This is a genomic window from Geobacillus thermoleovorans (genome assembly GCF_001610955.1).
Classification (GTDB): domain Bacteria; phylum Bacillota; class Bacilli; order Bacillales; family Anoxybacillaceae; genus Geobacillus; species Geobacillus thermoleovorans.
On the sequence record NZ_CP014335.1, the window covers coordinates 1,555,110 to 1,580,709 of the forward strand.

Here is a 25,600-nt window from a genome sequence, read left to right on the forward strand (position 1 = left end):
ATCCTATTGTATTTTCAATCACCGGCCCGGTAATTCAACTTTTCTTTTCCGGATGCCCCGATCGCGAGCTTGACGCTCACGGACAGCGTGTTGTTGCCGAGCGGGATGAGGCCATTGGACTGATGTTGTTTCCAAATATCCGGACGCTGGCGATACAGCTGCTCCGACAGATTCAATATATCGATCTGCTGCTTCTTGCCAAGTTCATACAAGCGGCGGATCTCCTGCTTCACCGTTTGTTCCGCCAGTTTGGTCAGTTGTTTTCGCGAGAGCGGTTTGCGCAGTTCGATGATGGCGCCTTGCGCCTGCACTTGGACATCAAAAGCGGGCTCTCCATCCTTCACTTTGACCGACCATTTCGTTTTCGGTTCCCGGACGACAAGAGAGGCGACCGTTTTCCCTTTTTGTTTGACATAAATCGGGGTGCGGCGAATGTCGTGTTCGAGCCAGCGAAGTCCCTCTAGATCGGAACGGCGGACACATTGCTGCAGGCTGTAATGGTGGACAAAACACACGCCGGAAACAGCGAGCATCGGTTTCGGCTTTTTATTTTCGATCCAGCGCCGGCGGTCGAGCGTTAAATAAGGAAGCCTTGCTGTATCGGCTTTTTCATCCATATCGACAATCAGCCGGCTGAGCCGGATCGGGCGGATAAACGAACTTTGTTGAAAGATTTCTTCCGGATTGGACAACAGCGAATAATACGAGGAAGCGTTTAACAGCGGCGTCGCTTCAAACAGCTCGGACAGCGGCTCATCGGTGGCGTACACCCATGCTGTATGGCGAATTTCGTTGTAACGGTTCAGCACGTCGATCACATCGGCCACGATGCCTTTTTGCAAGGCCCGTTTCGTAAAGACAATGCTTTTTACATGGCCCCATGACACCCTTTGTTGAATGGAAGGATAGATTTTGTCGGTCGCGATATTAAACGTTTCGCCAGCGGCTTTGCCGATGGAAACGGCCGCTTTCTCTTTGCCGCCTCCGGCCTCGACTTTGGCGAGGGCGGTGAAACCAACCAGCTGAACGTAGGCGACCACTTGACCATCTTTATAATCCACCCCAATGGCATGCATATACACAATATGATCGATGTTGCGCGTATCCCAACAGCCGCTGAGCAAGATGACGGAAGCGATGATGGGAAAGAGCCGCTTCCTCATTTTTGTTCCCTCTCTTTCGCAATGAGATCATTTGGGCGCACAATGCGGTCGCGCGTGCGGAACTGTTTCCATGTGCTCGGGATAAATACTTTCCCGATATCTTTTGAGGGCGGCGCCAGCGGCGTCAAGTACGGAACGCCGCAGGTGCGCAAGTTGACCGCATAAGTCAAGATGAAAAACAGCGACAGAATGAAGCCAAACAGGCCAAGAACGGTGGAGGCCGTCAGGACAATAAAGCGCAGCAAGGTGACGCTGCCGGCCATGTTTTGGTTGACGAGCGTGAATGTCGAGATGACGGAAATGGCGGCGATGACGAGTGTGGCCGGGGCGGCAAGCCCCGCGTTGATCGCCGCCTGGCCGATGATTAAGCCGCCGACGACGGACAGCGTCTGCCCGATGGCGATTGGCAGACGCATCCCGGCTTCCTTAAACACCTCAAACAAAATCATCATCACAAACATCTCCAGCGGCACCGGAAGCGGCACTCCTTGGCGCGACAAAATGAGCGTCGCCAGCAAGGTGAACGGAAGCTGGTCCGGATGGAAGGAGGTCAAGGCGACCCAGGCGCCCGGCAAATAAATGGCGACCGAAGTGCCGACGAGCCGAAGCAGGCGCTGAAATACGACAAACAAGAAAAACGTGTTGTTATCTTCCGACGTGTTCAGCAAAAACGTTAAATTGCCCGGGCCGATCAAGGCGGTCGGCGCCCCGTCGACCAAGATGATAAAACGGCCGTTGAGGAGCGAATTGACGGCAAAATCGGGCCGCCCGGTATAACCGAACATCGGGAACAAAGAAAACCGGGTGTCAGACAACCACTCCTCAATTTGATTGGTGCTTGTCACCGAGTCGATGTACAAACTGAGCAGACGGCTTCTCACCTCATCGATGATGGTCGTGTTGGCAATATCATCGACATAAAGGAGCCCGACTTTTGTCTGGCTGCGCGTGCCGATGACAAACGGTTCATAGACGAGCCGGTGCGAGCGCAGCCGCTTGCGGATGAGCGCCACGTTTTTGCTGATTTCTTCAATAAATCCATCTTTGGGTCCACGGATCGATACTTCCGTGTTCGGCTCTTCCGGATCGCGGTTGGGCGGGCTGGCGAGCGGCATCGTGTACAAGACATCGGCTTCGTGAAAATAAATGAGCAAATCACCGCTAAACAGCTTGAAGTTGAGATCATCGATCCGCACTTCTTTTCCCATATACTCAAGCGCCGCCGGTTTGCGGGCCTCGATGTCGGCGGCCGAAAAGCATGGATGGTGTTCGCACAGCTCGCGGAACATCGGATAAATGGCCTTTTGCAGCATTTGCGTATCGCACAGTTCTTCACAATAAATAAACAGCAAGTGCACCACAGCCGCCGAGCCGTCAGGCAAAGAGGATGGAATCGCGGCTTCCGTCATGATGACGTCAGGGCATTTGGCGTACATCGTGCGCAACGCCTCTTCGGAGATGATGACGGTCTCGAGCCCTGTGTAATCGTCTTTCAACCGCTTGCCTTCGGCGGCGCGCATGGGTCGTTTCATCATGTCATCCCTCTTTTCTTTTTTCGGTATGCCAACAAAGCGAAACCACTTAACACAACGGACAGCGCAAGACTAAACAGCAGCGATGCCGGCAGCACCCCATGTTTGACAAAATGCAAAAACTGTTCATCGCTGACCGGCGCCAGCGCCGCCAATGTGATCGCCAAGTAGAGGACAATGAGCACCCAACGGCGGGTTTGCGGATGGCGGATCGGAAACAATTCCACAATCAGCGCTGTCGATAAGGAGATGCGGATAAAGGCGCCGGACAGCCATTGATAGACCGACAGAAAGTCCACATGCTCAATGTACGTCCCTAAACTGACCATCCGCCATTGCTCAAACGCCGGATAGCGAAGGCGCGTCGCCTGCTCGGGGCCAAATTCGGTGATGGCGCCAATCGTCGGCCCGATGCTCAGCCCGGCTGTGAAAACAGCGATGGCGGCAAGCGCCTTCCATGAAAATGGGCGAGGCAGGCGATGGGAGAGAAACAATAGAACGATCACTTCCACATATCCCGCTCCGGCGTACATCATGCCGTTGAGCACAGGTCCAACACCATGTTCAAGCGTTGGTCTGAGCAGTGAATAATCTTTATGAGGCGTGGTCGAGAGCATAACGAAAAAACCAAACACGATGACGAACGGGCAAATGATCATGGAAGTGTTGGCAATCGAGTCGATGCCTTGGTACGAGTTATAAAAACAAACGGCCACGATGACCAAAATCAGCGCCCATCTCGGCGTCGCCGTCAAATAAGAGGTGGTGGTAAACGTGACCGTATCGTTTAACGTGACAAAACTATGAAGAAGCAAGAATGCGCTGCTGACACCGGCCATCGCATAAGCAGCCGCGCTCGAAAACCGGGCCTTGAGCCAGTCAAACAGCCGCTCGCCGTTCAGTTGTCGGATGGTGAAATAAAGCAGCGGCAGCCAGAGGAGCAAACCTCCCAACGCTCCCAAGGCGGCGATCCACGCATCGCGGTGGGCGGCCTCAAGCATAAAGGGGATGATGATGACATGATTCATCAGCCCGACCGACAGCATGACCATGAATAATAGTTGCAGGACGCTAAGCGGCTGTCCGTTCATCATGGATCCCTTTCTTTCTATACGATCTCTAGAACGATAGTGTTTCCAGTCTAGGGTAATTTATCCGTCCAAACGGCAAACCAACAGCGAAACTTCTCAGGCGGCAGGGGGCACAATACAGGGAAGAAAGGGCGAACATCAACGGCATGCAAGGGGGGCGCAGCATGAAATGGCTTCATTTGACGATCGGCGTGAAGATTTCCGTCTGCCACCCCACCCGGTGTATGTCCCGGTGACGCTGATCCGGGATGGCCAGCTGTTGGCAGACGAATTAGCGGAGCTTGGGAAAACGGAGCAATGGCTGGCCGCCAAACTGCAAAAACAAGGAATTGCCTCGCCAAAAGACGTGTTGATCGCCGAGTGGCTCGAAGGAGATGGGCTGTTTGTTCAGACGTATCAGCCCGCCGAGCGGCAACGGTCAACGCGGCGGCCGACGGCGTCGGAATGAGAGGAAGAAAGAATCCAGGGATGGATTCTTTCTTTATTTTGGAAAAAACTCTTGCCTTTCTTCTGTTTTATGTGTACTATTAGTTATAGTACGGTTGTGACAATGAGAGGAGGAGGGGAGATGTTTGAGCTTGATATCCGCAGTCGCCAGCCGATTTACGAACAACTGATTGACAAAATGAAAGAAATGATCGTCCGCGAACTATGGCAGCCGCACGATCAGCTGCCATCGGTCAGGACGATGGCGAAACAGCTGATGGTGAATCCGAACACGATTCAAAAAGCGTACCGCGAACTGGAACGCGACGGCTGGATTTATTCGATTCCAGGGAAAGGCAGCTTCGTTGCCCCGCGCTCGAAAGAACCAAACATCGAGGCGATCGCTGCGGTCCGTGAGCAGCTTGTCCGCCTTGTCAAGGAAGCACGGTTTTTAGGGGTGACAAATGAGCAGTTATGGCAATGGGTTCGAGAAGGAGAGAAAGAGGGGGAGAATCGTGATTCAACTTGTGGACGTGACGAAAATGTTTGATCGATTTGCCGCTGTCAAGGGCGCGAACATGATGGTGCCAAAAGGATCGATTTACGGGCTGCTCGGCCCGAACGGCGCCGGGAAAACGACGCTGCTAAAGATGATGGCCGGCATTCTCCGCCAAGATCGCGGAACGATTACAGTGGACGGGGAGGATGTGTGGGAAAATGTCCGGGTGAAGCAACGCCTTTTGTTTTTGCCGGACTTTGTCTACTTTTTTCCGCACGCGACGATTCGGCAAATGGCGGATTTTTACGAGCAACTGTACCCGTCGTTCAGCCGCGGGCGGTTTACAGAATTGCGGTCCGCTTTTTCGCTTGATGTTGATCAAAAAATTCAGCAGTTTTCCAAAGGCATGCAGCGCCAAGCGGCGTTTTGGCTCGCCTTTTCCGTCCAGCCGGATGTGCTCATTATGGATGAGCCGCTTGATGGGCTCGATGCATTCGTCCGCCGTCATGTGAAGCAGCTGCTCATAGAAGAAGTGGCCGAACGGGAGATGACGGTCGTCATTTCGTCGCACAATTTGCGCGAGCTCGAAGATTTATGCGACATCGTCGGATTGATGGCGCAAGGGACCGTACGGATGGAGCGCGATTTAAACGAGCTGCGCGCCGGGATGCATAAAATTCAAGTCGCGTTTCGCGGCGGATTTCCGAGCGAGTTGGCCGAACGCCTTGACATCGTGCATCGCGAGGAGCGCGGCAGCATCGTTCTTCTTGTCGTCCGCGGCGAGAAACGATCCATCGAAGAGACGGTGAGTTCGTTTGCTCCGCTCATTCTTGACGTCTTGCCGTTGTCGTTGGAAGAAATTTTTGTGTATGAAATGGGGGATGTTGTCGATGTCCGCGAAACGGTTGTCGGCTAACCGCGCCATGTGGACGCAAAATGTTCGCCAAATCGGCTGGATTGCCATCATTCATCTGCTGTTATGGCTGGCGGCGATCGTATTGCCGATTGGGCTTTCGTACTCGCAATATGATCCAAAAGTCGGAAATGTGCCGCAATGGAAGAACGTATACTATATATCCAACGGGTTCGAGACGTTGATTGCTTGGCTTGTCCCGATCTTGGCGGCGGCCGGTGTGCTTCGCTACATGCACGAGAAACGGTCGGCTGATTTCATCCATAGCTTGCCAATCCGCCGCACCGAACTGCTTGTGGGGCAAGTGCTATTTGGCTGGATGCTTTTAATTGTGCCGCTTGCCGTGACCGCGTTGGCCGCCATTGGATGCCTGTATGGGCTCGATCTCCCGTGGCCGATTGGGGCGGCGGATGTAGGGCGCTGGTTCGGTGAGACGCTGGTGATGGAAACGGTTATTTTTGCTTTTAGCATCGTTATGGGGGTGCTTGTCGGCCAATCGGTGCTTCATATTGTGTTGACAAACATTTTTCTCGTTTTTCCGGCCGGCATCATGGTCCTTATGTTTAGCAACTTGTCGCTATTATTATACGGATTTCCGGATATGTACTATTTATCAAGCGAACTGGAACAGTGGGTGATGCCGATTCGTTATGCGATGCTGACGGATCAAGCGATGAGTGCGGGAGAAATCGGGATGTTGCTGCTGTTGTCGCTTCTATTTTTCAGTTTGTCCATTTGGCTGTACGAGCGGCGGCCGACGGAAGCGGCCGGGCAGGCGCTCGCCTTTTCAGTGCTTCGCCCGCTGTTTGTGTATGGAGTGGCATTTTGTTCTTGGCTTGTTGGCGGTTTCTATTTCGGAAACGTAGAAAGCAAGTGGAACTGGACGATATTCGGCTATATCAGCTTTTCCTTGATCGGGTATGCCATTGCCCAGATGGTGATTGCGAAAACGTGGCGTGTCTTTCACCGTTGGAAAGGATATATCGCGTTTGCGGGAGCGATGGGGGTCATCTGCCTGCTTGTTCATTTCGATCCCCTCGGTTATGAACAGCGCGTGCCGGCGCTGGCGGACATCAAACAAGTATATTTCGGCCAATCGGCCATGAATTTTGAACATCCTGAAATGATAGGCCGCTCATTTGAAGAGGTTGACCAGTTTTTGCGCAGCCAAGAAAACATCAAGGCAGTAAGGGCGTTCCATGAGCAGCTTGTGCACGATCAGCCGTCGCCGCCTCGGTTTGCCAACATCCGGACAGTTGTGATCGGCTATGTGCTAAAAGACGGCACGCGCCTCCTCCGCCGCTACGTAGTGCCGATTGAACCGTACATGCCGTATTTTCAGCGCATCATGGGCTCAAAAGAATATAAGCAGCAATATTATTTGTTGCTTCGCCCAGGAGGCTATGCGCCGATCCGTCAGGTGACGATCCGAAATGTGGAAACCGGGCGGGCAGAGGTTGTGCTTGCCGAGCCGAAGGAGATTGAGTCGTTTGTCCAGGCGCTCAAACAAGATTTGTGGAATGAGCCGGTGGAGGACATCATCGGCGGGGGGAGCACATGGCAGGGGAATATTGAATTGCTGCAAAGCGACGGCGATTCGTTTACCGTTCCCTTGTCTTCACACAGCACCCATGTTCGCGAGTGGTTGCAACAACAGCATCATTGGGAGCAAATACAGAAAAGGTAACGCCCGATGAAGAGAAAAGGTGTCCCGTTGCTTTTGGGGCACCTTCCTCTTTTTGCCCCCGGCTGTTGGTCAAGACGTTTTGTTTTTTCGTTTCCACATCCAAACGTTCAATAGATCGAGCAACAGCAAAAAAATGAACAAGGATAAAATAAATAGTTCCGGCGTTTCCATTACCCGAAAGGGATTCAGCACGATATGCAACGATTGATGCAAGGTCATCCCCATCAACTGATCCATGCTTACCATCGTTCCTATGGCGAGCAGGGCAAACATCAGCCAAACAACAATTAGTTTCATGGTGTTCCACCTGCTGTTTTTCTTTAGTTTTTGCTATTGATTCAAAACTGATGCACGGGCGTATGTCCTCCCGATTTCGTGTCCATAATGAGGGATAAAAAGGAAGCGGAGTGAGGAGGAAAAACATGCTGTTTCAATGGGGAATGGGCCGACAAAAAAAGCAGATCAATGACGGGGTGAAACAAGAAGGACCGGACCATAGCGGCGAGGCGGCGGACGTCCCGCAAGAGCCGATGTCAGCTGAATTAGCCGTCAACCTTGACATCATCCGCCAAACGACTGGACAAAGCAGCGATGTCGTCATCCGTCGGTTTTCGCTGGGTCAAGAGAGGCAAATCAAAGCAGCCATCGTCTTTGTGGATGGCCTTGTTGACGAAAAACATGTGTACGAGTTTTTGCTGACGCCGTTGCTGGAGGCGTCATTTCCACTGTCATTAACAGAAAAAGAATGGTTTCCGTGGATCGAACAAAAGTTGGCCGCGGTGGGCGGTGTGAAGCATGTCGTCGATTGGGAACACCTGTTTTTGGAGCTGTTTTCCGGAGAGACCATCATCTTGTTGGACGGGGTGCCGTCCGCTGTCAGCGCCAGCACGAAAGGCGGCCAATATCGTTCGATCGAGGAACCGCAAACGCAAATCGCCGTCCGCGGGCCGCGCGAGGGATTTACGGAGTCGTTGCGCGCGAACACCGCGATGATCCGCCGCCGCATTAAAAATCCCAATCTTTGGCTGGAAACGATGCAAATCGGCACCGTGACGCAAACGGATGTCGCGATCATGTACATCAAAGGCATTGCCAATGACGAGGTTATCGAGGAAGTGAGAGCGCGCCTGCGCCGCATTGATACGGACAGCGTGCTTGAGTCCGGTTATATTGAACAATTAATCGAAGATCAAACGTTTACGACGTTTCCGACGATCTATCATACCGAGCGTCCCGATGTGGTAGCCGCCAACCTGTTGGAAGGACGGATAGCGATTTTTATTGATGGGACGCCGTTTATCTTGATCGTGCCGGCTTTGTTTATCCAATTTTTTCAAGCGGTAGAGGATTATTATGCCCGTTTTGATATCGCCACTGCTCTTCGCTTTTTGCGCGTATTGATTTTTTTTCTCTCGCTCGTTGCGCCGGCCATTTATATAGCGGCGACGACGTTTCACCAAGAAATGATCCCAACTCAGCTTGTCATCGCCATTGCCGCCCAGCGTGAGGCCGTACCGTTTCCTGGTTTTGTCGAGGCGTTGATGATGGAAGTGACATTTGAGATTTTGCGTGAAGCGGGGATTCGGCTGCCGCGTGCAGTCGGACAGGCGGTGTCGATTGTTGGCGCCTTGGTCATCGGGCAGGCGGCAGTGGAAGCTGGGTTCGTTTCCTCGGCGATGGTGATCGTCGTTTCGATCACGGCGATCGCCAGCTTTGCGACGCCGTCGTTTGCCATCGCCATTTCAGCCCGTCTCATCCGCTTTGGGTTGATGTTTTTAGCAGCGATGTTCGGGTTTTACGGCATCATGATGGGGTTGTTGGTCATGATTCTCCATTTATGCAGCTTGCGTTCGTTTGGGGTGCCATACATGTCGCCGCTCGCTCCGTTCACCCCATCTAATATGGGCGATACCCTGTTTCGAATCCCGACATGGATGTACCGCGAGCGGCCGCGCCTGATTAACCAGAAAAATATCATTCGCCAATCAGGGGGTCAGAAACCGCAGCCTCCGGCACCAACACGCCGGGAAAAGGAGGATGGATCATGAAACGATCTATCGCCATGTTTGTGTCCTTTTTTGTTTGTGCGCTGTTGCTGGCTGGTTGTTGGAGTAAAAAGGAGCTTCCTGACTTAGCGTTTGTCATTGCCGTTGGCCTTGATAAAACAGAAGACGGCAGATATTTGGCCTCGTTTCAAGTCGTCAACCCGGGCAACGTCGCCGGCGCGACCCAGCGTGGCGGCGGGGCGGCCGGCGTGCCCGTTTCCATGTATACGTCGACCGGAGACACGTTGGTCGAGGCAAGCCGAAAAGCCTCGAAGAAGTTGTCACGCATTCTGTATTATGGCCATACGAACTTGGTGGTCATCGGCGAAGAGGTGGCGCGTGAGGGGTTGAATGGGGTATTCGATGCGATGGAACGGAACAACCAGTTTCGCACGACCTCACGGCTGGTTGTTGCCCGTGGCCATTCGGCGAAAGATGTGCTAGCTGTGTTGACACCGATTGATAAAATTTCCGCCAACCAAATTATTAAGACGTTGGAGTTTTCCGAGATGGCCTGGGGGCAGACAATCAACACCGATGTCTGGTGGGCGATTCGTAGCTTGTCTGGAGCCGGAAGAAATCCGGTGATGACCGGTATTACCATTGAAGGGGATCCCCAGCGCGGCAAACGGCAAACCAACGTCCAGACATCGGTCCCGAACGTCCGAATCAGTTTGGACGGATTGGCATTATTTAAAAAAGATCACCTTGTTCGCTGGGTGAGCGGGTCGACATCAAGGGGCGTGCTTTGGGTGCTGGATCGAATTAAACAAACGAATATCACGATCCCCTGGAATGGAAAAAAAGAAGCGATTGGCTATCGAACCGTGCGGGTGAAAACAGAAGTCAAGCCCCAATGGAAAAAGGGAAGGCCATCGATTTTGGTTCACATTCAAACGGAAGGAGATATCAGTGAAGCATACGTTCCGATTCGTTTGGATGACTACCGGCAATTGTTCCAATTGGAAAAGGCCATTGGCCGGGATATTGAACGGGAAGTGAAACAGGCGATTGAAACGGCCCAGTATGAAAAAACTGATGTTTTTGGTTTTGGCGAGGCGGTGCATCGCGCCCACCCCCGCCTGTGGAAAAGAATCAAAAAAGAGTGGGATGACCGCTATTTCCCTCATCTTCAGGTGACAGTGAAAGTGGATGCTTACATTCGGCGCACGGGATTGCGGAATACGCCATACATCAAATAAGCGTTTTCGGCTCAAAAAACTTGGATACGGTGGAGTGAGGAGCGATGGAGCGAGATGGAACATAGTAAAATCAATATGCGCCAGCTGTTTGTCCTGATTGTGTTGTTTGAGCATGGCAGTGCGATCGTCATTCCGCTCGGCGTCAGCGCCAAGCAAGATGTGTGGATCACCATTTTGCTCGGTCTGGCGCTTGGGCTGTTGCTGTTTTTGGTTTACGAGCGTTTGTTTCATTATTACCCCGATCAGCCGCTGACTTCCTATGTGACACATATCGTCGGCAAGCCGCTCGGCAAGTTGTTGGCGGTTCTCTATATTACCTATTTTTTCTATATCTCCGCCCGTGTGTTGCGTGATTTTGGCGAACTGTTGCTCACGTTTGCCTATCCGGAAACACCGCTGTTTGTTTTGAATGCCCTTATGGCTATGACGGTCATGTACAGCGCCTATAAAGGCATCGAAGTATTGGCGCGCACCGGCGAACTGCTTTATACGTTATTGCAAATACTGGCGGTTGTTGGATTCATCTTAGTTATCGCTTCCGGAGTTGTTGATCTCACCCAGCTCCAACCGGTATTAGAGGAAGGGTGGAAACGGGTGTGGAAAACGGTGTTCACGGAAACGTTGTACGTGCCGTTTGGCGAAATGATCGTGTTTACCATGCTGTTTCCATACTTGAATCGTCCGGAAAAAGCGCGGCGGGCCGCCGTTGCCGGGATGGTGTTGACCGGGATCAACCTGGCGATCATTATGGCCGTTAATACGGCCGTCTTGGGAGCTGATGCGGTGTCACGTTCATCGTTTCCGTTGCTCGATACGATCCGCCGCATTCAAGTCGCTCACTTTTTAGAGCGGCTTGATGTCTTTTTTATGGTCGCTCTAGTGATCGGGGGGTTTTTCAAAGTCTCCATCTTTTTTTATGCCGGCGTCGTGGGGGTGGCTCATGTATTCGGGTTTTCGAACCACCAGCGGCTTGTTTATCCGTTTGGGGCGCTTGTCTTATTGTGGTCGGTGGCGATGGCAAGCAACTATGTGGAGCATATTCATGAAGGATTAAAGATTGTCACGTTCTATCTGCACATCCCGCTGCAAATCATCATTCCGGTGCTCTTGCTTGTGATTGCGGCGATTCGCCGGCGGTTTGGATCATCGGCAAAATAAGAAAAACGGACTAGAAGATTTATGCGGCAGCAAGCAGGAAAAACCGCAAAAAAACACGAATACAACAATAACCTGTTCCTACGAGGAACAATGGGGCGAAAAGTGGTGCTGAACATGCAACCCGAAGGCGGGGTGGAAACAACCCGGCGCCGATGCGCGTTTTTGTTTCGGGAAGCCGGTGTCAGCTGAAGGCTATTGATTTTGATTATAACGAAAAAGGGTTGAACGATGGTGAAGGCGAATGTACAGGCGATCGATCAGCTAGACGCGGAACAGTTGGGCAGCGGCATGGTGATTACCGACCGTCAACTTTCGATTGTTGCGGTCAGCGAACCGACGCCAAGATGGCTCGGATTTGCCAAAAACGAATTAGTCGGGCGGCCGGTCGGCGTTCTGTTTTCAGCCGAATGGTCGGCCGCGTTGTTGGACGGCATCGCCGAGGCGGTAAAAAAGGACGGATGTTGGCAAGGAGAAGCGCGCCATGTGGCGAAAAGCGGGAAAGCATACATGAGCTGGATGAACGTCTATCGGTTGTCAGGCAGCGAGGGAGAATGGCTCGTTTGGCATTTTGTTGAACAAACCGCTATGCCTCCGGCTGATCGACCGACGCCGTCTGAGTTGCTTGAGGTCATTTACGATTCCGCCCCGTTCGCTGTTGTTCCGGTGGCGGCGGACGGAACCGTGCAAGATTGGGGGCTTAGTGCAGAGCGGCTGTTTGGGCGCCGAAAAGAAGAGGCGGTCGGCCGCCCGATATGGTCGCTCTTTCGTTGCGGCAGCCAAACATGGCTTCCGTTTCCTCCCAAAGAGCAGCGATGCGGCGAAGGGATGGTGCAGCGCCGGGACGGCACGTCCGCCAATGTCGCCTATACGGTCATTCCCGTGCTTCAGGCGGACGGATATATCGTCCTTGTCGAAGATGAGACGAAGCAAAAGCAAAAAGAGGCTGAGCGGCGGCGCCAAGTCGAGCTGGCCAAAAAAATTCAGCAAAATTTGCTGACGCCGCTCATTCAAAACGAGGCGGTGACGATGGATGCCGTCTATATTCCATCCGATGATTTGTCAGGCGATATTTACGCTTGCTATCAAATCGACCTGTACCGCTACGGGGTGATCGTCATCGACGTGATGGGCCACGGCATTTCGTCGGCCTTGGTGAGCATGTTGCTCCGCTCGCTTTTGCGCGGGTTGATCGTGCGCGTCATTGACCCGGTCTCGGTGGCGAGCGAGCTGGAGAAGCATGTGCAAACGTTGTTTCCTGATGAGGCCAACAACATCCGCCACCTATTTTCCATGATTTATTTAGTGATTGACACGAAAGAGCGGAAAATTGAATATACCAACGCCGGCCATCCGGCTGGGCTGCTCGTTTTGGACGACGGAAGCGTCCGTGAGTTGGACAAAGGCGGTTTGGCGATCGGCAGCCCGTTTTCCTTGCCGTTTGAAAAAGAGGTGATTCATTACGACAAGCGGGCCCGCCTCCTTTTGTATACAGACGGCATTTTAGAGGAGATCGATCCGTCGATTTTGCAAAGCATTGAAAAAATTCGCTTATGTACGCAAATGTGCCGCCATTTGCCGGATAAACGCTTCCTCGAACGTTTAATCAGCCAAGGTCCGCCGCTTGTCAGCCCTTCGGACGACATTTGCTTATTGTCCATCACGGTTCATGGATAGGCGGGACGCTTGGTGGTGTGTGAATGGATCGTGCGCTGCCGGGCGGACGAGGAAGCGGTTTTGGTTTGCCATCTCCTTGCGGAGCAGGCTGCTTCGTTGTTTGCTGTCCGTGATGCGGAATTGTTTGTGTTGGCGGTGCATGAAGCGGTCGTCAATGCCGTTAAAGCTGTTCAACGGGCGGGGATGGAGGCGGGGACGATTTCGCTCTCCTTTTTCGTCACAAGCGCTGATGTGGCCGTGGCGGTTGAAGACGAGGGCGGCGGCGTTCCAGCGGAAGTGATCGAGCAGCTTGATCAAATGACGCTCTCTGATGTATTGCTCGCCGAATCGGGACGAGGGTTGCTATTCATCCGAGAAATTATGGATGACGTTATGTGGGTTGAGCAAAAGGGCGGCCGTCGGATGCTTGTCATGAAAATGAGTCGGAATGCAACATAACTGGCTTTGGTGCAATGATGCACCCATGTGATCGGAACGAATGCGGGTGGTGGCCGAGGGCAAGGCATGGCTGGTCAACGATAGGGGGATACAATGAAACAGCATCGGTTGTCGTTTGAATTGGAAATGGTTGTAGAACGCGCATACGAATGCATCAAGCTAACTGGACGGCTCGCCTATGATACGCAGCTCGCGGCGGAACAAAAGCTGGCGACGGCGGTGGCTGCTGTCAAGCGCCGCCTTGTCGTTGTCGACGTGAGCGGCCTTCGATTTTTGGACAGTACTGGATTAGCGCTCCTTGTCCGCTTTTTTAAGCAAATCGTCAGCGAAAGCCGCGTCATGGCCATCGTCGTCCGGGATAACGCCGCTATAGAAAAGATTTTGCTGATGGCCAAGCTCGACCGGCTGTTGCCGATCGTTGGCGATGAACAACAGCTGTTGTCCCTTGCACCGCCAAGCTCTTTCGACCATATTAGCCAGGAGGCGCTTTATTCGGCATGGCGTCAGCGTTCGTCATAGACATGGCTCTCATGCCGAATCAACTGGAAGGTTTCACATTTCGCTGGCCCAAAAGCGTGTCGTCTATTTTTCCGACTGCTGAAGGCAAGGTGTGATGGAAGACTGAATAACCCCCTGCTTCACAGACCCATGCATGGGTCTGGAAGCGGTGTTGTTCAGTCACCCGCCAGTCAGGCATCTCGATCGAAACGACTGAACAGACCAGTTGTTCCCCTATTGCCGCCGATGGCCCCCGAGCGATGAGACATTCGTTCGGGGGTTTTGTTCCTCTTGGCCGGGAGCATCCCTGCTTCTGCAAATGCATTCTCATTGTCAAATAAATATTTCGGGTTTAGAATAAAATTATACACAACGATGAACGGCGGCTGGGCCCCGCGATCGGAATGGAGAGGAGAGTGGCGCAGACATGGGGCGGGTGCTTATCTATTTGCGGCCATACTGGAAGTGGATGGCGTTGGCTTGGTTGTTTATGTTGACCGAGCTCATCATCGAGCTTTGGCAGCCGCTGTTGATGGGGAAAATCATCGACGATGGTGTCATGAAACAGGATGTTGCGGCCATTTTCACGTGGGGAGCCGTGATGCTCGGGGCGTCGCTGTTGGCGTTTGCCTCGGGCATCGCCAACTCATTTGCTGCTGCCTACGTCGGTCAGGAGTACGGATTTGCGCTGCGGACGGCGCTGTTTGCCAAAATCCAATCGTTTTCGCTTGCGCGCATCGAGCAGTTGGCGCCGGCCTCGCTCATCACCCGGATGACGAACGATGTGACCCAAGTGCAAAACATGTTGTTTATGAGTTTGCGCATCGCCTTGCGTGCACCGCTTCTGGTCGTCTTTGGCGTCGCGATGGCGTTTGTCGTCCATGCTCGTCTGGCGTTGGTTTTAGCGGTCGCGGTTCCGCTTTCCGCCGCTTTTTTATTGTGGGTTGTGCAAAGGGCAGCGGCGTCCTTTTCCGCCGTCCAACGGGCGCTCGATCGAGTGAATGGCGTGATGCGTGAAAATTTGGCCGGCATGCGCCTCATCAAAGCATGGATGAGAAAAGAATATGAAGAGGAGCGATTTGCGGCGGCGAACAATGCGCTCATGGAGCGGACGATGGGCGTGCTGCGCCTCATCGAGACGATCAGCCCGGTGTTGTTGGTTTTGATGAACACGGCCATTCTCGCTCTGCTGTTTTTCGGCCGCCTGGATGTTGAGTCCGGGACGGCGAGCGCCGGGCAAGTCGTCGCCGTCGTCAACTACGCGACGCGGGCGACGGCGGCGTTGTCGATGTTTACGTTTATTACCATGGCGTTCTCGCGGGCGCGCGCCTCGGCCGCCCGCCTCGCTGAACTGCTTGAGGTGCCGGAAGAGCGAAGCGGGGAGCACAGAGCCGATGGACCGATCGTCCGGCGCGGGGAAATTCGCTTTGAGCACGTTTCGTTCCGCTATCCAGACAGCGAACTTGACGCGCTTTCTGACGTATCGTTTGTCATCCACGCGCAAGAAACGGCGGCTATTTTAGGGGCGACTGGTTCCGGCAAATCGACGCTTCTTCAGCTCATCCCCCGGCTGTATGAACCAGGCGCCGGGCGAGTGTTGATCGACGGCATCGACGTGCGCGAGTTTTCTGTCGAACAACTGCGAATGTATGTTCGTTTTGTTCCGCAGGAAGTGCTGCTATTTTCCGGAACGGTCGCCGACAACCTTCGCTTCGGCAAGATGACAGCGACGATGGAAGAGATTGTGCAGGCGGCTCGTGATGCGCAAATTCATGAAACAATCACTCGGTTTCCGGATGGATACGACGCACTGATCGGTCAAAAGGGCGTCAATTTATCAGGCGGGCAAAAGCAGCGGCTGTCGATCGCCCGCGCCTTGGTTGGGCAACCGCGCATTTTGCTTTTGGATGACAGCACAAGCGCGCTCGATGCAGAGACGGAAGCAAAGCTGCTCGCAGCGTTGCGGCGGTATGCGTGCACGACGGTGATAGTGACGCAAAAGGTGAGCACAGCGATGGCGGCGGATACGATTTTGCTTTTGGAAGACGGCCGCCTGATCGCGCAAGGAAGCCATGAACAACTGCTGGCGGCAAGCGAACTGTATCGACGCATCGTCGCCACGCAGGAAGGAAAGAAGGGATCGATTGATGTCACTACGGCATAGTCCTCACGGAGCGCGTTTGGGAGCAAGTCCGCAGCGGGCAAAAAACAGCGTCGGCACCTTGCGGCGGCTCTGGGCATTTATCGCTCCGCAAAAGCGAAAGCTGTTTGCGGCTATGGCCATGGTTGTCGTCAGCTCAGCGCTGGCGCTCGCCGGTCCGTACGTCATCGGCTGGACGGTCGATGTGTACATCATCGAGCGGAGGACGGACGGTTTTTTAGCGACGCTCGTTTTGCTTCTTGCCATTTATATGGCCCTTGGCGCGGCGACGTTTTTGCAAAACTATTGGATGATCGATGTCGGCCAGCGGACGGTGCATGCGATCAGAGAGCGGTTGTTTCGCCATTTTCATGAGCTGCCGATTTCGTTTTTTGACCGCCGCCAGCAAGGGGAGCTGATGAGCCGGATTACAAACGACATCGACAATATGAGCCAGACATTTAACAGTACTGTTGTTCAGGTCGTCTCGAGCACGTTGACTTTGATGGGCGCTATCGTGGTCATGCTTTCACAGAGCGTTGTGTTGACGATCGTAACGCTTGTTGTCGTGCCGCTGATGTATGTGGGCATGCGCTGGATCACAAACCGGACGCGGGTGCGTTTCCGTGAGCAGCAACGGGCGCTCGGTGAGATGAACGGCTTTATCGAAGAGGTCATTTCCGGACAGAAAGTCGTGAAGCTGTTTTCCCAAGAAGAGCGGATGGAGTCTGAATTGGCGCGCAAAAACGCCGAGCTGAAACAAGCCGGGTTTTGGGCGCAAACGTATTCCGGCTTCATCCCGAAGCTGATGAACTTTTTAAACAACGTAAGCTTCGCCCTCATCGCTGGCGTCGGCGGATGGCTGGCGGCCAAAGGAGCGATATCGGTCGGGACGATCGTCGTGTTTGTCGAATACGCCCGCCAGTTTACCCGACCGCTCAACGATTTGGCCAACCAATGGAACACGTTGCTGTCGGCGTTGGCTGGCGCTGAACGGGTGTTGGAAATTTTGGATTTGCCGAAAGAAGAGGAAGACGAGCGGGAAGCGGCGGCCTTGGACCGGCTTGATGGACGCATTGAGTTTCGTCAAGTCGTCTTTTCTTACGACAAACAGCGCCCGGCGCTCGACGGCGTCACCTTTTCCATCGCCCCAGGAGAGACGGTCGCGCTTGTCGGCCCAACTGGAGCCGGTAAAACGACCGTATTGCAGCTGTTGACCCGCTTTTACGATCCAGATCGAGGAGTGATTTTGATCGACGGGCGCGACAGCCGGACGATCAAGCGGGCGAGTTTGCGCCGGCATATGGCATTTGTGCTTCAAGATACGTTTTTGTTCGCCGGAACGATCCGCGACAACATTCGTTACGGCCGGCTTGAGGCGACCGATGAAGAAGTCGAGGAGGCGGCGCGCCAGGCGAACGCCCACTCCTTTATTATGAAGCTGCCGGACGGCTATGACACCGTTTTGGCCCCAGGAGGCGGCGGAATCAGCCAAGGGCAGCGGCAGCTGTTGGCCATCGCTCGGGCGATGATCGCCGACCCGGCCATTTTGATTTTGGACGAAGCGACGAGCAACATCGATACGGTGACCGAAGTGCGCATTCAAGAAGCGCTCGCGCGGCTCATGAACGGCCGGACGTGCTTGGTCATCGCCCATCGGTTGAACACGATTCAACATGCCGACCGCATCCTTGTGCTCAACGACGGCAAAGTGATCGAGCAAGGGACGCATGAAGAGCTGTTGGCTGTAAAAGGATTTTATTTCCAGTTGTATTGCCGCTATTGGAAACGCAGTGTGCATGCGGCCCGATGAGGAATGCGCCTGCCCGGCGACGCCGCTCTCCCGCTGAACCGAAAACGAGCGCCCCGATCGTTGAACAAAGCCATGTGTCGCGAGGGTCGACGATCAGGGCGCCTTTCTATCGCTATGTGAAACGCCGGCTTGTGTCGGGCGTGTCTTGCCAGCATAGGCTTAAGGACGCGTTCGCTCGGAGAGGCGCTTTTGAAACGCTTCGCGCCAGCTTGCGGATAAGGCCGGATGGCTGGCGATTTGCTTTATGGCGGCGGCATTGTCCCGCTCATGATAGTAAATGTGATTGATATACGCGATGGATAGCGCCCCCGCGCCCCGCTCGACGAGAACGAGCGGCGCGCCTGGAGCGACGACGCCCTCTTTGAGAACGCGAAAGTAAAACCCGCTTTTTCCTGTCTGGCAGACGGCTTTCGGCAAATCGGGCAGCTGATGTTTGAACGCCAATTTGGAGCACGGCTGGCGCGGCTGTGACACTTGTACGAGCGCCGTGCCGGCAGCATAAATGTCGCCAAGACACACATCGTCTTCCGTCAAACCGAGAAGCGTCCAGTTTTCTCCAAACGCCCCCGCCGTAAACGGGCGGCCGTATCGCTCTTCCCAATAGACGAAATGCTCGGACGGATAGGCGCAAATCGTTTTATCTTCTCCTCCGTGATGGACGAGGTCGGCTTGTCCATCTCCAGCCAAGTTTTGTTTGCCGACTGCAACGGGATGAGCGACCGGCGTTTTGTCAATGCCGGTTGTGATCCGCTGGCCGCCGATGTGGAGCGTTTTCGGCTTCCCGACATTAATGGAGAGAATCTGCATCGCGTTCACCCCCATACAGCGTCGGCGATGAGCCGGAAACTCGCGAGTTTATCTTTGAAGTCGTATGTAATCGTCACGAGCATGATTTCCTCTGTTTCATACTTTTCGCTCAGCCGATACAGCTCGTCTTTGACGCGCGCCGGACTGCCGACGATCATCCGCTTCCGATTGTCTGCGATCCGTTTGCGTTCATACGGGCTGTATGGGTAGGCGGCTGCTTTTTCCGGACTCGGCGTGCCGTTGACGGCCATCCCTTGTTCGATCATGAGGAGCGTCAAGTCAAGGCTTCCCGCGATCCATTCCGCTTTTTCATCCGTTTCGGCGCAAATCGCAAATACAGCCACGAGTGTACGCGGCTCGTCCAAATGCGGCGATGGGGTAAACCGGTCGCGATACAGTTGCATGTACTCTTGGCCGCCTTCGCCGTTAATAAATTGCGCGAAGGCGTACGGCAGCCCTTTTTCCGCCGCCAGCTTCGCTGTTTCCGAACTGGATCCGAGCAGCCAAACGTCTGGAGGCGATTGCACAATCGGCGTCGCCTTGACGCCATAAAGCGGGTGGACGGGCGGAAGCGCATCGTGCAAATACCCAAGCAAGTCATCGATTTGCTCCCGATAGCGGTCCGCTGAACGCGGCCGGCCGTCTTGGAGCGCCATCGTCGCCCGCGGCATGCCGCCAGGCGCGCGGCCGATGCCGAGATCGACGCGGCCGGGGGCTAGACCCGCCAACACGCGGAAGTTTTCTGCCACTTTATAGGCGCTGTAGTGCGGCAGCATCACTCCGCCTGAGCCGATGCGAATGCGCGACGTTTTCGCCCCGATGTGTCCAAGCAGCACTTCTGGAGACGAGCCGGCGAGGCTGTTCGCGTCGTGGTGTTCGGACACCCAAAAACGCTTGTAGCCGAGCTCTTCGACAAACTGGGCGAGCCGGACCGTGTTTTCAAGCGCTTCTTCCGCGGTCATGCCTTCGGCGATGGGCGATTGATCAAGAACGCTGAGCTTTAGCGGCATGATCATTTCTCCTCCCTCTCGAAATGTTGATGTATCAAGGCTTTCTTTTCCTTGCGGTTGAACGCTCTCCCACCTACGCTAACGCGTAGAAGTGGGGGTCTTCTCGGCGCGAGATGATAAAAATGGTTAGTTCTTATTATGGGATGTTTCGTTTCTTGTTGTCCATTGATTTGCTTTTGCCATCCGACGGCAGCCAGCCAAAAAAAACAGTCCGCCGTTTCAGCCGGCGGATGGCGGCAGACGCCGAAAGAGGATGACATTCTACAAGCGGATCGGGTTTTTTGGTTCAGCGGCTTGGCGGTCGATTTTTTGGCTGCGCCCCCTCCCGGAAAAGAACGAGGAAAACAGTTGTTTGACGCTGTCAACGATAAAGGAGCATCGTTCATACAGCGCTTCTTTTAAGCTGTCGAGCTGGCGGGTCACTTTGTATTGCGCCGCCTCTTGCGCTTCAAGCCGCTCGATGACGGTCTGGTGAAAGACGTGCTGCAACTCGAGCTGTTCCACTAATTTTTGGTACAGTTTGTCTTGTCCTTCCAGGCGGGCGGCCATTCTTTCGGTTGTTTGTTCCCGCTCAGTCGATTGCCGCTCAAGCCGGTGCATCGCTTCACTTTGCACCATCAACGCTTCGATGACCGCTTGGCGCGCTGTTTCTTCTTTTGTAAACTGCTCCTCCCATGCGCGCCGCTGTTCGTGCTCCATCTGCTCGTGAGCGTTGATCGATCGTTCAAGGCGGGCCAGCGTTTCGGCGAGCTCCGCTTGTTCTCGTTGTCCGGCAGCGAGCAATTGCTCAAGCCGGTCGAACGCTGCCGCCCATTGCTTGCTTTGCTCCGCCTGCAGGTTTTGCCCGGCATTAGAGGCATCAATGAAGCGCGAAACGGTTTCAGTTAGTTCGCGATACAGTTCCGTTTGCTCGGTTTGGCTTGCCGCCACCATCCCCTTGAGGCCGTCCAGCGCCTTGACGAGACGCCCGCTATGCTCGGCTTGTTCCGTTTGCCCGGCGGCAAGCGAACGCTCAAGCCGAGTCAAGGCATCGGCGATTTTCTCACGATCATCGGCTTGCTGCTTTCGTCCTTCCTCCACCGCCAGCTTGAGGCGAAGGAACGCCTCGGCCAACTGTTCAAGCAGCTGGGTTTGCTCTTCAATCATTTGTTCCGTTTTGGCGCGTCGGTAATAAAACACCGAATGCGAGGAGGGAGGCGGAGTTGCACCGTACACGCGCGGGGTCATCTGTTTGTTCATGTAAATCAATGGGAAAAGCCTCCTTTCCGTTCGTCTATGTGGCATCATATGCCGCTGCCGCTCGGTCGGTTTGGGCGGTTTATTTGTGGCGTTCCGCTCTCTTTTGGTATAATAGAAAGAGAAAAAATGGAAGAAAGGGTGTTAGGTATGCCAGCTGTCGAATCGAATATGTTTCCGCTTGGCAAACAAGCGCCCCCGTTTGCCCTCACGAATGTCATCGATGGCAACGTCGTTCGTCTTGAGGATGTGAAATCGGACGCAGCGACTGTCATTATGTTCATTTGCAATCATTGCCCGTTTGTAAAGCATGTACAGCACGAGCTTGTTCGCCTAGCAAACGATTATATGCCCAAAGGGGTGTCGTTTGTCGCCATCAACTCCAACGATGCTGAACAATATCCGGAAGATTCGCCCGAAAACATGAAAAAAGTGGCTAAAGAGCTTGGCTACCCGTTCCCATACTTGTATGACGAAACGCAAGAAGTGGCGAAGGCGTACGACGCCGCCTGCACCCCGGATTTTTATATTTTCGACCGTGAGCTGAAATGCGTTTACCGCGGCCAGCTTGATGATTCGCGGCCGAACAACGGCATTCCGGTGACCGGGGAATCGATCCGCGCCGCGCTGGATGCTTTGTTGGAGGGCCGTCCGGTGCCGGAAAAGCAAAAGCCGAGCATCGGCTGCAGCATTAAATGGAAGCCATCCGCGTAAACTGTTGCTTGACTTCTCGTTGTCGAACGGATATGATGAAGAAAGCGTCATTCGTTTGCCGCGGGATCATCGCAAGCCGTGCCGTTGCCGCTCATGGAGCTGGCGCGGCTTTTTCGTTGTCCGCTGTCCGCTTGACAAATTCACACTGGCGCCGCCACGGAGCGGCAAGGATGGATGAGAGGCAGGGCTTCCATTGTTTTTGTTTTCTTCTTCAAGTTTTCATAATCTATGTTATGTAAACAAAAGGAGAAAAGTGAGATGGCGGAAAGACGATATCGAGTGTTTGTGTATGGAACGTTGCTGACCGGCGAGGACAACCATTGTGTTGTAGCTCCTTATGTTCGCGCCGTATGCCCAGGGAAGGTGAACGGCCGTTTGTACAGCGTCGGCCCGTACCCTGCGCTTGTGCTCGGAGAAGAAGGGGAAGTGGAAGGGGAATGGTTGACGGTGACGGAGGAAGGGCTCAAAGCGATGGATGAGCTTGAAGACTACGCCGAAGGACGGGACGATAACGAATATGAGCGGATATGGGTCCGCGACGCCCACCAGCCGATCGAAGGGTACGTCTACGTTTACTTGCCGGAAAAAGCCGCCGGCCTGCCGATCATTTCGTCCGGCTCGTGGCGTCGGCGTGAGGAGAAAACGTAACATCAATAGTGGATAGAAAAAGTCGGCCGAGGAGACGATTATCTCCTCGGCTGGCTTTTTTTGTATAAATATTCGTCTAATTTGAAACCGTTTGCAAAAAAATTCATTATAAAAATACAGAAAAATTGATAAAAAAGTGTTGCCAAACGGCTTCTCTTTTTCTATAATAAAAGCATGTTAGAAAAATAAACGCACGAATGTGAGGTAATGTAACATGTCAAAGCCGTTCGTTTCCTCTACACAAACGGAGTTGTTGGAACAAATCAAAGAGAAGATCAAAGAAAAAAACGTTGAGCTTCTTCATTTGCAGTTTGTCGACATTGAAGGGATCTTAAAGCACGTGACCGTGACGGCTGAACAGCTTGATGATGTCGTCGAAGGGAAAATCATGTTTGATGGTTCGTCGATCAAAGGCTTCTCGCCGATCAACCGTTCCGACTTGTATCTTCTGCCGGATTTGAATACGTTTGCTGTTTTGCCGTGGACGGTCGAGGAAGGCTATGCGGAAGCGCGCTTTCTCTGCTCGGTGACCAATCCGGACGGCACGCTGTTTGAAGGCGACCCGCGCAACGTGCTGAAAAAAACGATCGAGCGGGCGGCGGAAAAAGGATATACGATCTCGGTCGGTCCGGAGCTGGAGTTTTTCCTGTTCAAAGCCGATGAAAACGGCAATCCGACGCTCGAGCTCCATGATGGCGGCGGTTATTTCGAACCGTCTCCGAAAGACTTGGGCGAACGCGTTCGCCTTGAAATTTACCGCGCCTTAAAAGCGATGGGCTTTACGATTGAAGCGTCGCACCATGAAGTGGCGGAAGGCCAGCATGAGATCAACTTCAAATATGCCGATGCGCTCGGTGCGGCTGACAATGCGACGACGTACAAATGGGTTGTCAAAACGATTGCCAGCAAGTTCGGCCTCCATGCGACGTTTATGCCAAAACCGGTGTTTGGCATCAACGGTTCAGGCATGCATGTCAACATTTCCCTCTTCAAAGATGGGGAAAATGCGTTCTTTGATCCGAACGATGCGAACCAGTTGTCAGAAACAGCGTACCAATTCATCGCGGGCTTGCTGAAAAACGTAAAACACTTCGCGGCGGTTACGAACCCGCTTGTCAACTCGTACAAACGGCTTGTGCCAGGGTATGAAGCGCCTTGCTACATCGCTTGGTCCGCTTCCAACCGTTCGGCGCTCATCCGCATTCCGGCCAAACGCGGCGTCGCGACGCGCGTTGAGCTCCGTTGCCCGGATCCGTCGGCCAATCCGTATTTGGCGTATGCCATCATCGCTGCCGCTGGCCTTGACGGTGTCGAAAAAGGTTTAACCGCTCCGGCGCCGATTGATGAAGACATCTTCCATATGTCGGAAGAACGACGTGCGGAGCTTGGCATTGACAACTTGCCGGAAAACTTGGGCGAGGCCATCGCTGCGTTCGAAAGCGGAGAAATCGGCCGCGCGACGCTTGGCGAGCACGTATTCAACGAATACGTCGCGATGAAAAAAGACGAATGGAACAGCTACCGCACGGCGGTCCACGCTTGGGAAGTCGAGCGGTATCAAGGGAAGTTCTGATCGAAAGCCAGCATCCAAAAGGTGTCCCGTCGCCATATTCGGGGCGCCTTTTTTCTGCAGGCGGCTGTTTGTCTTTATGGACGGCCGCGCGGCGCCTTCCGTCCGTCGGCCGCCAAGCCGTCGGTGTTCGCAACGTCATCTTGCGAGCGGGGACTAAAATAAATGATCGCATTTTTTATTTTTTTAAAATTCATAGTTGACATCTATGAATAATGAGATTTAAATTATAAGTAACGCGCTCAACCATTGCAAACGGAGGGAAACCAATGAAAAAACTGATCGTTTTTGTGTTTGTAGGATTTATCGCCCAGCTGATTGACGGCTCGCTTGGAATGGCGTATGGCGTCACGTCGTCGACGTTGTTATTGACGTTCGGCATTGCTCCGGCCGTCGCCTCGGCGTCCGTTCATTTGGCGGAAGTGGTGACGACGGCGGCATCTGGCGCTTCCCATTGGAAGTTCGGCAACGTCGACCGCCGCATGGCCTTTAGGCTCATCATTCCCGGGTCGGTCGGCGCGTTTGTCGGAGCATGCTTTTTAAGCAATTTGCCGGGAGATTTGATTAAACCATATGTATCCTTGTTTTTGTTGGCGCTTGGCTTTTACATTATTTATCGATTTTTAGTGTTGAACGGCCGCGCGCCGTCGACGCCCGGAAAACAGTGGTCCAATAAGCAGCTCGTCCCTCTCGGATTGGTGGCTGGCTTCCTTGATGCGACCGGCGGTGGAGGATGGGGGCCGATTGCGACGCCGGTGTTGTTGGCCAATAAAAGCATGGAAGCGCGCAAGGTGGTCGGCACCGTCGATACATCCGAATTTGCCGTCGCGCTGTCGGCGACGCTAGGATTCGTCATTTCGCTTGGTTGGGAGCAAGTGAACTGGCACTGGGTGCTGACGCTCATGGCTGGCGGGGTCGTCGCTGCACCGATCGCCGCTTGGCTTGTGCGCAAACTGCCGTCCCATTTGCTTGGAGTGTTGGTCGGCGGGTTGATTATTTTGACGAACGTCCGCACGCTCCTGCACGCTTGGGAGGCGCCTGCGCCGGTGTATCCGACCGTTTATGGCCTCATCGTCATCGGTTGGGCCGCGGCGGTATGGCTGGCGATCCGAAACGGGCGGAAAGGAAAGGCGACTGGCAGGGAGTTGGCGTCGTAAGCATTAGGGGGCGCTTGGCAAACGACAGTGTCTTTCCGTTGGCGGCAGCGTTGGATGCGATCGGGTTGAGCATCAGGGAGCTTGTTCGTGCTGCGGAGGGCAACGGTCGACAGCGCCTGCCCTCAAAAATAGCGCGCGGAGCAGTTGTTGCCCCGTTGACGACAGTTGAAACGAGAAGG

General features: G+C 53.9%; 23 protein-coding genes. 16 read left to right on the forward strand and 7 right to left on the reverse strand.

Annotated features, from left to right (window positions below; translation table 11 throughout):
* Positions 1 to 14: 14 nt before the first annotated feature.
* The 3 genes from GT3570_RS07775 to GT3570_RS07785 are packed head-to-tail and all read right to left on the reverse strand — an operon-like array spanning position 15 to position 3,786.
* Complete coding sequence (locus GT3570_RS07775) at positions 15 to 1,163, reverse strand: Ger(x)C family spore germination protein (RefSeq protein WP_062898604.1); 1,149 nt, start codon at positions 1,161 to 1,163, stop codon at positions 15 to 17.
* The gene (locus tag GT3570_RS07780) at positions 1,160 to 2,695 is read right to left on the reverse strand and encodes a spore germination protein (RefSeq protein WP_042379518.1); all 1,536 of its coding nucleotides are present in this window, start codon (positions 2,693 to 2,695) and stop codon (positions 1,160 to 1,162) included. The genes GT3570_RS07775 and GT3570_RS07780 overlap by 4 nt, the downstream gene beginning before the upstream one ends.
* A complete protein-coding gene (locus GT3570_RS07785) occupies positions 2,695 to 3,786 on the reverse strand; it encodes a GerAB/ArcD/ProY family transporter (protein WP_042379468.1) in 1,092 nt (363 codons plus the stop codon). The genes GT3570_RS07780 and GT3570_RS07785 overlap by 1 nt, the downstream gene beginning before the upstream one ends.
* Positions 3,787 to 3,955: 169 nt before the next feature.
* Between GT3570_RS07785 and GT3570_RS07790 the strand changes: the two genes are divergently transcribed.
* The 4 genes from GT3570_RS07790 to GT3570_RS07805 all read left to right on the forward strand — a co-directional run bounded on the left by GT3570_RS07790 (position 3,956) and on the right by GT3570_RS07805 (position 7,311).
* The gene (locus GT3570_RS07790) at positions 3,956 to 4,234 is read left to right on the forward strand and encodes a YetF domain-containing protein (protein WP_014195736.1); all 279 of its coding nucleotides are present in this window, start codon (positions 3,956 to 3,958) and stop codon (positions 4,232 to 4,234) included.
* A 120-nt stretch (positions 4,235 to 4,354) separates the two neighbouring features.
* Positions 4,355 to 4,762: a GntR family transcriptional regulator gene (locus tag GT3570_RS07795; RefSeq protein ID WP_015374759.1), complete on the forward strand. Its 408-nt coding sequence runs from the start codon at positions 4,355 to 4,357 to the stop codon at positions 4,760 to 4,762.
* Entirely contained in the window at positions 4,728 to 5,627 is a 900-nt protein-coding gene (locus tag GT3570_RS07800) for an ABC transporter ATP-binding protein (RefSeq protein WP_014195739.1), read from the forward strand. Before GT3570_RS07795 ends, GT3570_RS07800 begins: the two co-directional genes overlap by 35 nt.
* Positions 5,602 to 7,311: an ABC transporter permease gene (locus GT3570_RS07805; RefSeq protein WP_025039153.1), complete on the forward strand. Its 1,710-nt coding sequence runs from the start codon at positions 5,602 to 5,604 to the stop codon at positions 7,309 to 7,311. Before GT3570_RS07800 ends, GT3570_RS07805 begins: the two co-directional genes overlap by 26 nt.
* A 69-nt stretch (positions 7,312 to 7,380) precedes the next feature.
* Here the strand turns inward: GT3570_RS07805 and GT3570_RS07810 are convergent, their stop codons facing one another.
* Positions 7,381 to 7,608: a YczF family membrane protein gene (locus tag GT3570_RS07810; protein WP_014195741.1), complete on the reverse strand. Its 228-nt coding sequence runs from the start codon at positions 7,606 to 7,608 to the stop codon at positions 7,381 to 7,383.
* Between the two features lie 125 nt (positions 7,609 to 7,733).
* Between GT3570_RS07810 and GT3570_RS07815 the strand changes: the two genes are divergently transcribed.
* The 8 genes from GT3570_RS07815 (at position 7,734) to GT3570_RS07850 (ending at position 18,279) form a co-directional block, all read left to right on the forward strand.
* Positions 7,734 to 9,359 carry a spore germination protein gene (locus GT3570_RS07815; protein ID WP_014195742.1) on the forward strand — a complete coding sequence of 542 codons (1,626 nt, stop codon included), beginning with the start codon at positions 7,734 to 7,736 and terminating at the stop codon, positions 9,357 to 9,359.
* Entirely contained in the window at positions 9,356 to 10,558 is a 1,203-nt protein-coding gene (locus GT3570_RS07820; RefSeq protein WP_014195743.1) for a Ger(x)C family spore germination protein, read from the forward strand. Before GT3570_RS07815 ends, GT3570_RS07820 begins: the two co-directional genes overlap by 4 nt.
* Before the next feature lie 54 nt (positions 10,559 to 10,612).
* Complete coding sequence (locus tag GT3570_RS07825; protein ID WP_020279554.1) at positions 10,613 to 11,716, forward strand: GerAB/ArcD/ProY family transporter; 1,104 nt, start codon at positions 10,613 to 10,615, stop codon at positions 11,714 to 11,716.
* A gap of 228 nt (positions 11,717 to 11,944) precedes the next feature.
* On the forward strand, positions 11,945 to 13,390 hold the full coding sequence (locus GT3570_RS07830; RefSeq protein WP_014195746.1) for a SpoIIE family protein phosphatase: 1,446 nt from the start codon (positions 11,945 to 11,947) through the stop codon (positions 13,388 to 13,390).
* Between the two features lie 12 nt (positions 13,391 to 13,402).
* Complete coding sequence (locus GT3570_RS07835) at positions 13,403 to 13,828, forward strand: ATP-binding protein (protein ID WP_014195747.1); 426 nt, start codon at positions 13,403 to 13,405, stop codon at positions 13,826 to 13,828.
* Positions 13,829 to 13,921: 93 nt separating this feature from the next.
* Positions 13,922 to 14,347, forward strand: a complete 426-nt coding sequence (locus GT3570_RS07840; RefSeq protein ID WP_011231124.1) for an STAS domain-containing protein — start codon at positions 13,922 to 13,924, stop codon at positions 14,345 to 14,347.
* 406 nt (positions 14,348 to 14,753) lie between these two features.
* Positions 14,754 to 16,490, forward strand: a complete 1,737-nt coding sequence (locus GT3570_RS07845; RefSeq protein ID WP_014195748.1) for an ABC transporter ATP-binding protein — start codon at positions 14,754 to 14,756, stop codon at positions 16,488 to 16,490.
* On the forward strand, positions 16,474 to 18,279 hold the full coding sequence (locus GT3570_RS07850) for an ABC transporter ATP-binding protein (protein WP_025039155.1): 1,806 nt from the start codon (positions 16,474 to 16,476) through the stop codon (positions 18,277 to 18,279). The genes GT3570_RS07845 and GT3570_RS07850 overlap by 17 nt, the downstream gene beginning before the upstream one ends.
* Positions 18,280 to 18,438: 159 nt before the next feature.
* On the opposite strand, the gene GT3570_RS07855 is transcribed toward GT3570_RS07850, so the two are convergent.
* From GT3570_RS07855 to GT3570_RS07865, 3 genes are all read right to left on the reverse strand, one after another.
* Positions 18,439 to 19,086: an MOSC domain-containing protein gene (locus GT3570_RS07855; protein ID WP_014195750.1), complete on the reverse strand. Its 648-nt coding sequence runs from the start codon at positions 19,084 to 19,086 to the stop codon at positions 18,439 to 18,441.
* A gap of 5 nt (positions 19,087 to 19,091) precedes the next feature.
* Positions 19,092 to 20,096 carry an LLM class flavin-dependent oxidoreductase gene (locus GT3570_RS07860; protein ID WP_014195751.1) on the reverse strand — a complete coding sequence of 335 codons (1,005 nt, stop codon included), beginning with the start codon at positions 20,094 to 20,096 and terminating at the stop codon, positions 19,092 to 19,094.
* A 261-nt stretch (positions 20,097 to 20,357) separates the two neighbouring features.
* On the reverse strand, positions 20,358 to 21,344 hold the full coding sequence (locus GT3570_RS07865; RefSeq protein ID WP_062898605.1) for a coiled-coil domain-containing protein: 987 nt from the start codon (positions 21,342 to 21,344) through the stop codon (positions 20,358 to 20,360).
* Positions 21,345 to 21,482: 138 nt separating this feature from the next.
* On the opposite strand from GT3570_RS07865, the gene GT3570_RS07870 reads away from it, so the two are divergent.
* The 4 genes from GT3570_RS07870 (at position 21,483) to GT3570_RS07885 (ending at position 25,421) form a co-directional block, all read left to right on the forward strand.
* On the forward strand, positions 21,483 to 22,046 hold the full coding sequence (locus tag GT3570_RS07870; protein WP_021322406.1) for a thioredoxin family protein: 564 nt from the start codon (positions 21,483 to 21,485) through the stop codon (positions 22,044 to 22,046).
* Between the two features lie 258 nt (positions 22,047 to 22,304).
* Positions 22,305 to 22,694, forward strand: a complete 390-nt coding sequence (locus tag GT3570_RS07875) for a gamma-glutamylcyclotransferase family protein (protein ID WP_014195755.1) — start codon at positions 22,305 to 22,307, stop codon at positions 22,692 to 22,694.
* A 214-nt stretch (positions 22,695 to 22,908) separates the two neighbouring features.
* The gene (glnA, locus tag GT3570_RS07880) at positions 22,909 to 24,267 is read left to right on the forward strand and encodes a type I glutamate--ammonia ligase (protein WP_013523716.1); all 1,359 of its coding nucleotides are present in this window, start codon (positions 22,909 to 22,911) and stop codon (positions 24,265 to 24,267) included.
* A gap of 266 nt (positions 24,268 to 24,533) precedes the next feature.
* Entirely contained in the window at positions 24,534 to 25,421 is an 888-nt protein-coding gene (locus GT3570_RS07885; RefSeq protein WP_011231133.1) for a sulfite exporter TauE/SafE family protein, read from the forward strand.
* Positions 25,422 to 25,600 lie beyond the last annotated feature (179 nt).